At 71.0% G+C, this 14,497-nt stretch carries 8 protein-coding genes; 7 read left to right on the top strand and 1 reads right to left on the bottom strand.

All coding sequences use genetic code 11. The features are described 5' to 3' along the window. Positions 1-431 precede the first annotated feature (431 nt). The 5 genes from ACZ7LY_RS02030 (at position 432) to ACZ7LY_RS02010 (ending at position 9,420) form a co-directional block, all read left to right on the top strand. Positions 432-1,943 (top strand): diaminobutyrate--2-oxoglutarate transaminase family protein, encoded by a 1,512-nt coding sequence (locus ACZ7LY_RS02030; RefSeq protein ID WP_471622521.1) that lies wholly within the window; start codon positions 432-434, stop codon positions 1,941-1,943. Between the two features lie 115 nt (positions 1,944-2,058). After that, the gene (locus tag ACZ7LY_RS02025) at positions 2,059-4,197 is read left to right on the top strand and encodes an IucA/IucC family protein (RefSeq protein WP_471622520.1); all 2,139 of its coding nucleotides are present in this window, start codon (positions 2,059-2,061) and stop codon (positions 4,195-4,197) included. A gap of 517 nt (positions 4,198-4,714) precedes the next feature. Next, positions 4,715-5,395 carry a GNAT family N-acetyltransferase gene (locus ACZ7LY_RS02020; RefSeq protein ID WP_471622627.1) on the top strand — a complete coding sequence of 227 codons (681 nt, stop codon included), beginning with the start codon at positions 4,715-4,717 and terminating at the stop codon, positions 5,393-5,395. 58 nt (positions 5,396-5,453) lie between these two features. Continuing rightward, positions 5,454-7,406 carry an IucA/IucC family protein gene (locus ACZ7LY_RS02015; RefSeq protein WP_471622519.1) on the top strand — a complete coding sequence of 651 codons (1,953 nt, stop codon included), beginning with the start codon at positions 5,454-5,456 and terminating at the stop codon, positions 7,404-7,406. 40 nt (positions 7,407-7,446) lie between these two features. Then, positions 7,447-9,420 carry an ATP-dependent DNA helicase gene (locus ACZ7LY_RS02010; RefSeq protein ID WP_471622518.1) on the top strand — a complete coding sequence of 658 codons (1,974 nt, stop codon included), beginning with the start codon at positions 7,447-7,449 and terminating at the stop codon, positions 9,418-9,420. Between the two features lie 155 nt (positions 9,421-9,575). Here the strand turns inward: ACZ7LY_RS02010 and lexA are convergent, their stop codons facing one another. Beyond that, positions 9,576-10,364: a transcriptional repressor LexA gene (lexA, locus tag ACZ7LY_RS02005; protein ID WP_471622517.1), complete on the bottom strand. Its 789-nt coding sequence runs from the start codon at positions 10,362-10,364 to the stop codon at positions 9,576-9,578. Positions 10,365-10,880: 516 nt separating this feature from the next. On the opposite strand from lexA, the gene nrdR reads away from it, so the two are divergent. Next, positions 10,881-11,426 (top strand): transcriptional regulator NrdR, encoded by a 546-nt coding sequence (gene nrdR, locus ACZ7LY_RS02000; RefSeq protein WP_471622516.1) that lies wholly within the window; start codon positions 10,881-10,883, stop codon positions 11,424-11,426. Positions 11,427-11,562: 136 nt separating this feature from the next. After that, positions 11,563-14,457 (top strand): vitamin B12-dependent ribonucleotide reductase, encoded by a 2,895-nt coding sequence (locus ACZ7LY_RS01995; RefSeq protein WP_471622515.1) that lies wholly within the window; start codon positions 11,563-11,565, stop codon positions 14,455-14,457. Positions 14,458-14,497: the final 40 nt, after the last annotated feature.

The following is a 14,497-nucleotide window of genomic DNA, read 5'->3' as shown; positions in this document are numbered from 1 at the left end:
TGCGGTCCCTGAGCACCGTCCGGGGCGGGTGATGGGCGGGCGGCGGGCGGGCGCCTCGGGCCCTGGGCGGGGGCCGGGGCCGTGAGCGGTGGTGGCCGACGGCCGGTGGGGAGAGGTGGTCCGCGAGGGCCGGGGTAAGCGGGGAGGCTTCGGTGGCTGACGACGGCGCGCGGGGCACAAGGGGGCGCAGGGACACGGGCCGTGCGCTGTCCCGTGCCGTGACCCGTCGTCATCTGACGCCCCCCGACCCGTGTTCCCCGGGCGTCACCGTCGTTGGTACGTACGGGGGACACGCACGCGGCGGTCACGTCCTCGAACCGCCCCGGTGCGCGCCGGGGCGGTTCCGGCGGTCTGAGGCCGCGGACTTCCCCCGCCCACAGACGGGCCGGCGCACCCCGCCGGCCGTATACGCAGCGGGAGGACCAACAGCCGTGGCCGTGACCGATCCTGCGCCCGTGCCGGTGCCCGCCCCGTACGACGGGGAGGCGCACGAGAGCGCCGTACGGGACAGCGCCGCACACGACGGCGCCGCGCACGAAGGAATCCTGCGCCGCCAGTCCGCGCGCGAGTCCGCGGCACGCACCTACGCGCGCTCGCTGCCCATCGTGCCGGTGCGCGCCCGGGGACTCACCATCGAGGGCGCCGACGGCCGCCGCTACCTCGACTGCCTCTCCGGGGCGGGCACTCTCGCCCTCGGCCACAACCACCCCGTGGTCCTCGAAGCGATCCGCGCGGTCCTCGACTCCGGCGCCCCCCTTCACGTCCTGGACCTGGCGACCCCGGTCAAGGACGACTTCACCACCGAACTGTTCCGCACGCTGCCGCCCGCGCTCGCCGACCGGGCCCGCATCCAGTTCTGCGGGCCTGCCGGTACCGACGCCGTCGAAGCCGCCCTCAAACTCGTCCGCGCCGCCACCGGCCGCACCGGTCTGCTCGCCTTCACCGGCGCCTACCACGGGATGACCGCGGGCGCGCTCGAAGCCTCCGGCGGCGCCCAGGACGTCCGTGTCACCCGCCTGCCCTACCCGCAGGACTACCGCTGCCCCTTCGGAATCGGTGGCCCGCGCGGCGCCGAACTCGCCGCCCGCTGGACCGAGTCGCTCCTCGACGACACCAAGTCCGGAGTGCTGCAGCCCGCCAGCCTCATCCTCGAACCCGTCCAAGGCGAAGGCGGCGTCATCCCTGCCCCGGACGCGTGGCTGCGCCGGATGCGTGCGATCACCGAACAGCGCTCCATCCCGCTGATCGCCGACGAGGTGCAGACGGGCGTCGGCCGGACCGGCGCCTTCTGGGCCGTCGACCACAGCGGCGTCGTCCCCGACGTCATGGTCCTGTCCAAAGCCATCGGCGGCAGCCTTCCGCTCGCCGTGATCGTCTACCGCGACGACCTCGACGTCTGGCCGCCGGGCGCCCACGCCGGCACCTTCCGAGGCAACCAGCTCGCCATGGCCGCCGGCGCCGCCACCCTCGCCTTCGTCCGCGAGAACGGCCTCGCCGACCGCGCGGCCACCCTCGGCAGCCGCATGCTCCGGCAACTCGGCGCTCTCAAGGACGCGTTGCCCTGCGTCGGAGACGTGCGAGGGCGGGGTCTCATGATCGGCGTCGAACTCGTCGACCCCGCCGCCCCGGCCTCCGTCCCCGCCGAGGCGCAGCCGCTCGGCGTCCCGGAGACCGCCCCGCGACCGGCCGCGCCCAAACTCGCCGCCGCCGAGGCGCCGCTGCTCGGCGTCCCGGAGACCGCCCCGCGACCGGCTGCGCCCAAACTCGCCGCCGCCGTTCGGGACGCCTGCCTGGACCGGGGCCTCATCGTCGAACTCGGCGGCCGGCACTCCAGCGTCGTACGCCTCCTGCCGCCTCTGACCATCACCGACGAACAGGCCACCGCCGTGATCGACCGCCTCACGGACGCCATCGCGGCCGTGGCCCGCGCCCATCACGACTAGGGCCTGTCCTTCCCCGGCGGCCGGCCCACCGTCCGGCCGCCGTCCGTGCCCCGGGCCTTCGGCCCACCGGCGCCCCACCCGCCGGAGCCCGCCACCCCCACCTGAGGAAGCCGCCTTGAACGCCACTCCCGCACCCGACGGCCCGCCCCACCCCGCCGCCGGCGGCACCTGTGACACCCAGCCGCCGCGCACCGGTCGGCACGAGCCCGCCGTGCCGCACCAGACGAGCGCCGCGACGACCACGCTGACGGGCGCCCACCAGCAGGCACCCCACCAGGCGCACGGGCGTCCCTCCCTTGCCGACGCCGACCTCCTCCACCACCCCGACGCCCCGACCGCCGCGCAGAGCGCCGCCGTCGAGAACCTGCTGCGCTGCTGGATCCGCGAGAACGCCATCGCCGCTCCTCCCTCTCCCTCGGCCGGCACCGCCGGCACGCCTGGAACCTGCGGGACCCTGCACATCCCGCTCCCCGCCAGCGGCACCGCCCTCCTCGTCCCCGTCCACTACTGGTCGGCCACCGGCTGGCATCGGCTCGGCCTGCCCTGCCTCGCGGACGGCCCGAGCGGCGCCCCCTACGTCGACGCCGTCACCCTCGCCGCGCTCCTGACCCGCGAATCAGCGACCGGAGCGGCCCCGGAAACCGCACCGGCGGACGCTGCGGAGGCCGCTGAGGGCCCCGACGCCGGCTCCAGCCCCGACTCCGACTCCGGGCCTGGCCCCGACGCCGGACCCGGCCCTGACGCAGGCGCGGCAAGCACGCCGCTGCCTTCCGGCGACGGCGGCGATCTGGTCGCCCGGGTCGCCGACTCCGTACGCCGCACCGCCGAATTCATCACCGACCGGCGCCGCCGGCCCACCGACACCCCCGACCGTTTCCTCGCGGCGGAACAGTCCCTCCTTCTCGGCCATCCCCTGCACCCGACCCCCAAGAGCCGCGAAGGTCTCTCCGAGGCCGAAGCCCGTCTCTACTCACCCGAGTTGCGCGGCTCCTTCCCCCTGCACTGGGTCGCTGTGGCCCCCGACGTACTCGCCCAGGACTCGGCCTGGACCGAGAGCGGCCGTGCCGTCCCCGCGGACCGACTCACCGCCCGCCTCGCCGGCCCCGGCGTTCCGGTCCCGGCCGGGCACGCCCTCCTGCCCGTCCACCCCTGGCAACTCCGCGAACTGCGGCACCGCCCCGAGACCGCCGCCCTCTTCGACGCCGGTCACCTGCGTGACCTCGGCCCGCACGGCGAGCCCTGGCACCCCACCTCCTCCGTCCGCACCCTCTACCATCCCGGCGCCCCGGCCATGCTCAAGCTCTCCCTCGGCCTCCGCATCACCAACTCCCGCCGGGAGAACCTCCGCAAGGAACTCCAGCGCGGCGTCGAAGTGCACCGCCTGCTGCGCAGCGGCCTCGCCGACCAGTGGCACGCCGCGCACCCGGGCTTCGACATCGTCCGCGACCCGGCTTGGCTCGCGGTCGACGCCCTCAACGGCGAACCCGTCACCGGCCTCGACGTCGTGATCCGCAACAACCCCTTCAGCCCGGACGACGACGTCGCCTGCGTCGCGGGCCTCGTCTCGCCGCGCCCGCCCGCCGACCCCGAGCACCGCCAGGACGACCCCGGCCGACGTACGCCGGGCGCCCCGATGCGGTCACGGCTCGCCGACCTCATCGACCGCCTCGCCGCCCGCACCGGCCGGGCCCGGGGCGCCGTGGCCGCCGAGTGGTTCCTGCGCTACCTCGAACACGTCGTCCGGCCTGTGCTCTGGCTCGACGGAGAAGCCGGCGTGGCTCTCGAAGCCCATCAGCAGAACACGCTGCTCCTGCTCGACGCCGACGGCTGGCCCAGCGGCGGCCGCTACCGCGACAACCAGGGCTACTACTTCCGCGAGTCCCGGCGCGACGAACTCGGCGCAAGGCTGCCCGGCATCGGCACGCTCAGCGACACGTTCGTCTCCGACGAGGTCACCGACGAACGGTTCGCCTACTACCTCGCCATCAACAACGTGCTCGGCCTGATCGGCGCCTTCGGCTCCCAACGGCTCGCCGACGAAGCGCTGTTGATCGCCGCATTCCGCCGTTTCCTGCTCGACGCCGCCGGAGGGCCGCGCCGACTGCGCAGCCCCCTGCCCAGCCGCCTTCTCGACACGCCCAGGCTGCGCTGCAAGGCGAACCTGCTCACCCGGCTGCACGGCCTCGACGAGCTCGTCGGCCCGGTCGACACCCAGTCCGTCTACGTCACCATCGCCAACCCCCTCCATTCCTGAGCCAGTTCCCGACCACTCCGAACCCGTCCCCCTGCTCTCCGACCCCGCTCTCATGGCCTCCGGAGTGCCTCCGGCGCCTCTGCCCGAGTCCACCGGAGTCGCTCCTGTCCAGTCCGGAGCCGTCTCCCGAGGCCCCACTGTCCAAGGACCGCCCTACTTCCACCTACAGCCCTCCCCGTCCTCCTGAGAGGAGCGTCGCGTGTCCCCCAGCGATGCGAGCACCCACGTCGGCACAGCGGCCGGCACCCACACAGACGAACGCCGCACCGACGAGCGCCGCACCGGTCAACTCCCAGCCGGCCAGCCCCGAGCCGATCAGCTCCCTGCCGACCAGCTCCGTACCGGCCAACCGAGCGTCGCCGGCGCCCGCTCCGTGGCCGCCCGAGCGAACGAGGACGGCACCGAGAACACCGGGGCCAACGGCTCTGGTACCGACGCCTCCGGTACCGACGCCCCCGGTACCGACGGCTCCAGGGCCGGCGACACCAGGACACGCGACGCCGAGCCCGACGACGAGGTGAGCGCCGACTGCCAGGACACGCTCGACCTGCGCCTCCCGGACGAACTCCTCGCCCTCATCGCCGCCCAGGAAGCCGTCCCGCTCACCGCCTCCTCGACCGCGCACGACCTGCTCGACAACGTGGGGGAGTGGGGACCGGTCACCACTCCCTCCGGCGTCTTCCAGCTCGTGCCCGTCCGTCTCGACCGCGACCTGGCGCTCATCAGCCGCTGGATGAACGACCCGGCCGTCGCCGCCTTCTGGGAACTAGAAGGACCCGAGTCCGTCACCGCCGATCATCTGCGCCCGCAGCTCGACGAGGGCGACGGACGCAGCGTCCCCTGCCTCGGCGTCCTCGATGGCACCCGCATGAGCTACTGGGAGATCTACCGCGCCGATCTGGACCCCCTGGCCCGCCATTACCCCGCCCGCCCACACGACACCGGCATTCACCTCCTCATCGGTGGCGTCGCCAACCGGGGACGAGGACTCGGCACCACCCTGCTCCGAGCCGTCGCCGATCACGTCCTCGACCATCGCCCGTCCTGCGCACGCGTCGTCGCAGAACCCGACCTTCGCAACACCCCCTCCGTATCCGCCTTCCTGAGCGCCGGCTTCCGCTTCTTCGCCGAGATCGATCTTCCCGACAAGCGGGCCGCACTCATGGTCCGTGACCGAGCCCTGCGCGCCGTGCTGTGACCCAATCACTCTCTGTAACGAAGCTCGATTCGATCCAGTTCCCCCGCGAGGAGTCCCTGTGCCGAATAAGTCCGTCCCCGATGTGGCCGAGCCGCCCGCGCTGCACGACCCGCCCGAGCTGACCTGCGAGAACTGGGAACGGGCCGGCGCCCGCCTGCTGGCGAAACTCATCGGGGAATTCGCGTACGAGGAGATCCTGCGCCCCCTCCCCGTCGAGCCCGGCACGGCAGCTGACCGCGACGCAGCCCCCACTACCGAGCCCAGCCGACACCTCTACTCCCTGACCGTCCCGGCGGAGAAAGAGGGCGCCCCCGGCGGGGAGCTGCGCTTCCGGGCCCGGCGCGGGGCGTACGGGAGCTGGCAGGTCGCCCCCGAGAGCATGACCTGGGAGCCCGGGCCCGACAGTGGCCCCGCCCACCCACGGCCGGTGCAGCATCCGCGCGAGCCGGACACGGACACCGACCGCGCCCGCCGCGCCGAGCCTCTGACCGACCCCCTCGTCTTCCTCCTGCGTACCAGGCACATCCTCGGCCTCGACGGCACCACCCTCGGCCACCTCATCAGGGAACTGACCGTCACCCTCGCCGCCGACACCCGCCTCGACGCCACCGCGCTCCCCGCGGCCGAACTCGCCGACCTCGGCTACGCGGAGCTCGAAGGCCACCAGACGGGACACCCCTGGCTCATCCTCAACAAGGGACGTCTCGGCTTCTCCGCCACCGACACGGCCCGCTGGGCCCCCGAAGCGCGCCGCCCCACCAGCCTCCCCTGGATCGCCGTGCACACCGGCCTCGCCACGTACCGCGGGGTGCGCGAGCTCGACGCCCCCGACACGCTCTACGGCCGTGAACTCGACGCGCCGACCCGCGACTTGTTCGCCGACACTCTCCGCGCGCGCGGGCTCGACCCGTCGGCGTACCTCTTCCTCCCCGTACACCCCTGGCAGTGGGACGACATCGTGCTACCGCTCTTCGCGCCCTCCGTCGCCGCGCAGGCCATCGTCCCGCTCCCGGCCGACGGCGACCTGCGCCTGCCGCAGCAGTCGATCCGTACGTTCCTCAACATCACGCGGCCGGACCGGCACACCGTCAAACTGCCGCTGTCCGTCCTCAACACCCTCGTCTGGCGCGGCCTGCCCACCGAACGCACGCTCGCCGCCCCCGCGGTGACGTCATGGATGCACGGCCTCAGGGACGCCGACCCCTTCCTCAAGGAGGAATGCGGCGTCATCCTCCTGGGTGAAGTCGCGTCCGTGAGCGTGCGACATCCCTTGTACGACGGACTCGACGAAGTGCCCTACCAGTACAAGGAACTGCTCGGAGCCATCTGGCGCGAACCGCTGACCCGCCACCTCCGCCCCGGCGAACGCGCCCGGACGCTCGCCTCCTTGTTGCACGTCGACCCTCAGGGCCGCGCGTTCACGGCGGAGCTGGTGGCCCGCTCCGGGCTCACCCCCCGCACGTGGCTGCGCCGGTTGTTCGCCGCGCTGCTGCCCCCCTTGCTGCGCTTCCTGTACCGCTACGGGACGGTCTTCTCGCCGCACGGGGAGAACGCCATCGTGGTCTTCGACGACCAGGACGTGCCCGTCCGGCTCGCGGTCAAGGACTTCGTCGACGACGTGAACGTCAGTGCCGAACCACTGCCGGAACACGCCTCCATGCCACAGGATGTACGGGAGGTGCTGCTCACGGAGAGTCCCGACTTCCTCACCCAGTTCATCCACTCGGGGCTTTTCGTCGGTGTCTTCCGCTACCTCGCGCCTCTGTGCGAGGACCAACTCGGCGTCCCGGAGCACGACTTCTGGCAGCTCGTACGCGAGGAGATCCTGTGCCACCACGCCCGGTTCCCCGAGCTGAAGGAGCGCTACGAGATGTTCGACCTGCTCACCCCGCGCATCGAGCGGCTCTGCCTCAACCGCAACAGGCTGCACCTCGACGGTTACCGCGACCGCGCCCACCGTCCGCACGCGGCCGTGCACGGCACCGTCGCCAACCCCCTCCACCAACCGTGACCACAGGATTGTCAGTGGCGCCGTTTAGGGTGGTCGAGCTATGACGAAGCCCTCACTCCCCGAGCTCCTGCACGCCGCCGTCGCCGCTGTCGGCGGCACGGAGCGCCCTGGCCAGGTGACCATGGCCGAGACCGTCGGCGAGGCGATCGACGACGGTTCCCACCTGCTCGTCCAGGCAGGGACCGGCACCGGTAAGTCCCTCGGCTACCTCGTGCCCGCGCTGGCGCACGGGGAGCGGGTGGTCGTGGCGACGGCCACGCTGGCCCTCCAGCGGCAGCTCGTGGAACGCGACCTGCCGCGTACGGTCGACGCGCTGCACCCCCTGCTGCGCCGCCGGCCGAACTTCGCCATGCTCAAGGGCCGGTCGAACTATCTCTGCCTGCACCGCCTCCACGAGGGCGTCCCGCAGGACGAGGAGGAGGGCCTTTTCGACCAGTTCGAGGCGGCGGCCCCGACCAGCAAGCTCGGCCAGGACCTGCTGCGCATGCGGGACTGGGCGGACGAGACGGAGACCGGCGACCGCGACGACCTGACCCCCGGCGTCTCCGACAAGGCGTGGGCCCAGGTCTCCGTCTCCTCCCGCGAGTGCCTGGGCGCGTCCAAATGCGCGTACGGAGCGGAGTGCTTCGCGGAGATGTCCCGCGAGCGCGCGAAGCTCGCCGACGTCATCGTCACCAACCACGCCTTGCTGGCGATCGACGCCATCGAGGGCGCGCCGGTGCTGCCGCAGCACGAGGTGCTGATCGTGGACGAGGCCCACGAGCTGGTCTCCCGCGTCACCGGCGTGGCCACGGGCGAGCTGACCCCCGGCCAGGTCAACCGGGCGGTGCGCCGCGCGGCCAAACTCGTCAACGAGAAGGCCGCCGACCAGCTCCAGACCGCAGCCGAGGGCTTCGAGCGGCTCATGGAGCTGGCCCTGCCGGGGCGCCTGGAGGAGATCCCCGAAGACCTCGGGTACGCCCTCATGGCGCTGCGTGACGCGGCCCGCACGGTCATCACGGCCCTGGGGAACACGCGCGACAAGTCCGTCCAGGACGAGGACGCGGTCCGCAAGCAGGCGCTCGCCTCCGTGGAGACGATCCACGACGTGTCCGAGCGGATCACGAACGGCTCGGAGTGGGACGTCGTCTGGTACGAGCGGCACGACCGTTTCGGCGCCTCCCTGCGCGTCGCCCCCATGTCCGTGTCGGGACTGCTGCGCGAGAAGCTGTTCACGGACCGCTCCGTGATCCTCACTTCGGCGACCCTGAAGCTCGGCGGCGACTTCAACGGCGTGGGGGCGTCCCTCGGCCTCGCCCCCGAAGGGACCACCGGCGACGACCTGCCGGTGTGGAAGGGCATCGACGTCGGCTCCCCGTTCGACTACCGCAGGCAGGGCATCCTCTACGTCGCCAAGCACCTGGCCCGCCCCGCGCGCGAAGGCGTCCGCACCGACATGCTGGACGAACTGACCGAGCTGATGCAGGCCGCCGGTGGGCGCACTCTCGGCCTGTTCTCGTCCATGCGGGCGGCGCAGGCGGCGGCGGAGGAGCTGCGGACGCGTATCCCGGAGTTCCCGATCCTGTTGCAGGGCGAGGACACCCTCGGTGAGCTGATCAAGAACTTCGCGGCGGACGCCAAGACCTGCCTGTTCGGCACGCTGTCCCTGTGGCAGGGCGTCGACGTCCCCGGGCCGAACTGCCAGCTCGTGGTGATGGACAAGATCCCCTTCCCCCGCCCCGACGACCCGCTGATGAGCGCCCGCCAGAAGGCCGTCGAGGAGGCCGGGGGCAACGGCTTCATGGCGGTCGCCGCCACCCACTCGGCACTGCTCATGGCACAGGGCGCCGGCCGTCTCGTCCGCGCCATGGGCGACCGGGGCGTCGTCGCTGTGCTCGACCCGCGGCTGGAGACGGCCCGCTACGGCAGTTACCTGCGCGCCTCCATGCCGGACTTCTGGTACACGACGGACCGCAATCAGGTCCGGCGCTCCCTCGCGGCGATCGACGCGTCGGCGCAGGCCGCCGATAAGTAGCCGCAACGGCGGCCGGAGAGACGCGGAAGCCCCCGCTCAGGGCGAGGGCTTTTACGTACATGCTCTGTGGCGGGTGTCGCCGGTCAGGGAGGGGCGGGAGACAGCGCAAGGCCCCGGAACCGGCGCAGTAGGTTCCGGGGCCCGATCAGGGAGGGTCACACCCGGCGCAGTACGGCGACCACCTTGCCGAGGATGGTCGCCTCGTCACCGGCGATCGGCTGGTACGCGGAGTTGTGCGGGAGGAGCCAGACGTGGCCGTCCTCGCGCTTGAAGCGCTTGACGGTGGCCTCGCCGTCGAGCATGGCGGCGACGATGTCGCCGTTCTCCGCGACGGGCTGGCGGCGGACCGTGACCCAGTCACCGTCGCAGATCGCGGCCTCGATCATCGAGTCGCCCACGACCTTGAGCACGAACAGCTCACCGTCGCCGACGAGCTGCCGGGGGAGGGGGAAGACATCCTCGACGGACTCCTCGGCGAGGATCGGGCCACCGGCCGCGATCCGGCCGACCAGCGGCACGTACGAGGCGGCCGGCTTGCCCGTGGTGTCCGTGGGCTGCGCGGCGGGCTGGTCGGAGCCGCGGACCTCGTAGGCGCGGGGGCGGTGCGGGTCGCGGCGCAGGAAGCCCTTGCGCTCCAGCGCCATCAGCTGGTGGGCGACCGACGACGTGCTGGAGAGACCGACCGCCTGGCCGATCTCCCGCATGGACGGCGGGTACCCCCGGCGCTGCACCGAGTCGCGGATGACCTCGATCACGCGCCGCTGGCGGTCGGTGAGGCCCGAGCTGTCCGCGCGGATCCCTGGAGGTCGGCCGGGCAGGGAGCGCCCGGGCTTGGGGCCCTCATGGCTCATGGCTGCGTCATTCATGGCATGCACCGGCTCGAGTCGGCCCTGGGCGCGTCCCTGGGCAGTGATGGTGGCACTGTCTGCGGCGGTCGTGGTCACGTCGTAAGGCCCCTCTCGAGTATGTCTCCCTAGCTAGCCAACGGTAGTTGCTTTCGAAAGGTTGCGCCAAACACACGTTCGAGTGAAAAACCGCAGATTACTTGTTGTGATCATGCGCCTGGGTGTATGGCCCCCGATCGGGCAGCGAGACATATCGGTTGAATCCGGTACGCTTCAGCGCCGGGGCCGAGGCCCGCTCCGTGGGTGCCCTCAGTGTGCCACCCCTCCCCTCGTGGGGGCGTCACCGCCCCCTCCCGCCGTGCGTCGCGCCGGTCGGGGCCTGTGGCCTGGGGGGTTCACCGAGCGTTTCCGGACGCGACGCGCCGTACGACACGCTCTAGGGCTCAATAAGCAGCGAAACCCTACATGTAGTGGTTGGATTGCATCAGCAGCCCAGAAGTAGTGGTCCCGCGTCATCCGGCGGCGCGACCATCACCTATGCTGGGGGCTGCTTCGAGGGGCGGTTCCAGCCTCTCGGGGCTATCGAGTCGTGCCGTGAAGGAGGGTTGGGAGTTCATGCACTGCCCCTTCTGCAGGCATCCCGACAGCCGTGTCGTCGACAGCCGCACCACGGACGACGGCACGTCGATCCGCCGGCGCCGTCAGTGCCCGGACTGCTCCCGTCGTTTCACGACGGTGGAGACGTGCTCACTGATGGTGGTCAAGCGGAGCGGGGTGACCGAGCCCTTCAGCCGCACCAAGGTCATCAACGGCGTACGCAAGGCGTGCCAGGGGCGCCCCGTCACGGAGGACGCCCTCGCCCTTCTCGGCCAGCGGGTCGAAGAGGCCGTGCGTGCCACCGGAAGCGCCGAGCTGACCACCCATGACGTGGGCCTGGCCATACTGGGCCCGCTTCAGGAGCTCGACCTCGTGGCCTACCTGCGGTTCGCGTCCGTGTACCGGGCGTTCGACTCGCTGGAGGACTTCGAGTCGGCCATCGCGGAACTGAGGGAACAAGCGCCCGGCGCGCAGGCGGCCGACGCGGGCGCGGAACGTGCGCAGGACGACGGCGGGCCCGGCGGGACGGTGGAGGTCCCCGTGCCCGCTCACGCCGCCGACTGACCGGCCCAGGGCCGGACGGCGGCACCACAGACCTGTCGCGGGCGACGCGAGCGGCGACCGCGACACAAGACACACATCGTGCCCCGGGAAGAACGAGGCACTTTAGGGCGTTTTAGCCCGGTATATGGGAGGCGGCATGACAGAGACGGCGAGCGGCCCGGCACGAGGTTCCCGCGCCAAGGGAGCCAAGGCCACCAAGGGTCTGCGCATCGAGCGCATCCACACCACCCCCGGAGTGCATCCGTACGACGAGGTGGAGTGGGCGCGTCGTGACGTCGTCATGACCAATTGGCGCGACGGCTCGGTCAATTTCGAGCAGCGTGGCGTCGAGTTCCCCGAGTTCTGGTCGGTGAACGCGGTCAACATCGTCACCAGCAAGTACTTCCGTGGTGCTGTCGGCACCCCGCAGCGAGAGGTGAGCCTCAAGCAGCTCATCGACCGCATCGTGAAGACGTACCGGAAGGCTGGTGAGGACTACAAGTACTTCGCCTCGCCCGCCGATGCCGAGATCTTCGAGCACGAGCTGGCGTACGCCCTCCTGCACCAGATCTTCAGCTTCAACTCGCCGGTCTGGTTCAACGTCGGCACACCGCAGCCCCAGCAGGTTTCCGCCTGCTTCATCCTGTCCGTCGACGACTCCATGGAGTCGATCCTCGACTGGTACAAGGAAGAGGGCATGATCTTCAAGGGCGGCTCCGGCGCCGGCCTGAACCTCTCCCGTATCCGCTCCTCCAAGGAACTGCTCTCCTCCGGCGGCAACGCCTCGGGTCCCGTGTCCTTCATGCGCGGTGCCGACGCCTCTGCAGGAACGATCAAGTCGGGTGGCGCCACGCGCCGCGCGGCCAAGATGGTCATCCTGGACGTCGACCACCCCGACATCGAGGACTTCATCGAGACCAAGGTGAAGGAGGAGGAGAAGATCCGCGCCCTGCGTGATGCGGGCTTCGACATGGACCTGGGCGGCGACGACATCACGTCCGTCCAGTACCAGAACGCCAACAACTCGGTCCGCGTCAACGACGCCTTCATGAAGGCGGTCGAGGAGGGCGGCAAGTTCGGCCTCACCTCGCGCATGACCGGCGAGGTCATCGAGGAGGTCGACGCCAAGTCGCTCTTCCGCAAGATGGCCGAGGCCGCCTGGGCCTGCGCCGACCCGGGCATCCAGTACGACGACACCATCAACCACTGGCACACGTGCCCGGAGTCCGGCCGCATCAACGGCTCGAACCCGTGCAGCGAGTACATGCACCTGGACAACACGTCCTGCAACCTCGCCTCGCTGAACCTGATGAAGTTCCTGAAGGACGACGGCAAGGGCAACCAGTCCTTCGACGTCGAGCGCTTCTCGAAGGTCGTCGAGCTGGTCATCACCGCGATGGACATTTCCATCTGCTTCGCGGACTTCCCGACGCAGAAGATCGGCGAGAACACCCGCGCCTTCCGTCAGCTCGGCATCGGCTACGCGAACCTGGGCGCCCTGCTCATGGCGACCGGCCACGCCTACGACTCCGACGGCGGTCGCGCCCTCGCCGGCGCCATCACGTCGTTGATGACGGGCACCTCGTACAAGCGTTCCGCCGAGCTGGCCGCGGTCGTCGGCCCGTACGACGGCTACGCGAAGAACGCCACGCCGCACAACCGCGTCATGAAGCAGCACGCCGACGCGAACGCCGTGGCCGTCCGCGTGGACGACCTGGACACCCCGATCTGGGCCGCCGCGACGGAGGCCTGGCAGGACGTCGTCCGCCTCGGCGAGAAGAACGGTTTCCGTAACTCTCAGGCGTCCGTCATCGCGCCGACCGGCACCATCGGTCTCGCGATGTCCTGTGACACCACCGGCCTGGAGCCCGACCTCGCCCTGGTCAAGTTCAAGAAGCTGGTCGGCGGCGGCTCGATGCAGATCGTCAACGGCACCGTGCCGCAGGCCCTGCGCCGGCTCGGCTACCAGGAGGAGCAGATCGAGGCGATCGTCGCCCACATCGCCGAGAACGGCAATGTGATCGACGCCCCCGGTCTCAAGCCCGAGCACTACGAGGTGTTCGACTGCGCCATGGGCGAGCGCTCCATCTCCGCGATGGGCCACGTCCGCATGATGGCCGCCATCCAGCCCTGGATCTCCGGCGCGCTGTCCAAGACGGTCAACCTGCCGGAGACGGCGACCGTCGAGGACGTCGAAGAGGTCTACTTCGAGGCGTGGAAGATGGGCGTCAAGGCGCTCGCCATCTACCGCGACAACTGCAAGGTCGGCCAGCCCCTCTCCGCCAAGAAGAAGGAGCAGGAGAAGACCGAGGTCACGGAGAAGACCGAGGCGACGATCCGCGAGGCCGTCGAGAAGGTCGTCGAGTACCGCCCGGTCCGCAAGCGTCTGCCGAAGGGCCGTCCCGGGATCACCACCTCCTTCACGGTGGGCGGCGCCGAGGGCTACATGACCGCCAACTCCTACCCGGACGACGGTCTCGGCGAGGTCTTCCTCAAGATGTCGAAGCAGGGCTCCACGCTCGCGGGCATGATGGACGCCTTCTCCATCGCCGTCTCGGTCGGCCTCCAGTACGGCGTGCCGCTGGAGACCTACGTCTCGAAGTTCACCAACATGCGCTTCGAGCCGGCCGGCATGACGGACGACCCGGACGTGCGGATGGCGCAGTCGATCGTCGACTACATCTTCCGCCGCCTGGCGCTCGACTTCCTGCCCTTCGAGACGCGCTCCGCGCTCGGCATCCACTCCGCCGAGGAGCGTCAGCGTCACCTGGAGACGGGCTCGTACGAGCCCTCCGAGGACGAGGTGGACGTCGAGGGCCTGGCCCAGTCGGCCCCCCGCGCCCAGGAGTTGAATGCCGTCGAGACGCCGAAGGCCGAGTCGCCCGCCGCGGCGCCCGCTCCGCAGCAGGCGCACACCAGCGCCGAACTCGTCGAGATGCAGCTCGGCATCCAGGCCGACGCCCCGCTCTGCTTCTCCTGCGGTACGAAGATGCAGCGCGCCGGCTCCTGCTACATCTGCGAGGGCTGCGGCTCGACCAGCGGTTGCAGCTGAGTCGCCTTGTAGGCGACCGTAGTTGACGGGGGAGGGGATC

The organism is Streptomyces sp. NPDC107550 (assembly GCF_055639095.1).
Note: the sequence above shows the minus strand (reverse complement) of the source record. Positions and strands in the feature narration are given on the sequence as shown.

Bases quoted from the DNA above. Each gene is read 5' to 3' on its own strand.
- ACZ7LY_RS02010 (WP_471622518.1), top strand. From the start codon at position 7,447: ATGACGAAGCCCTCACTCCCCGAGCTCCTGCACGCCGCCGTCGCCGCT.
- nrdR (WP_471622516.1), top strand. From the start codon at position 10,881: ATGCACTGCCCCTTCTGCAGGCATCCCGACAGCCGTGTCGTCGACAGC.
- ACZ7LY_RS01995 (WP_471622515.1), top strand. From the start codon at position 11,563: ATGACAGAGACGGCGAGCGGCCCGGCACGAGGTTCCCGCGCCAAGGGA.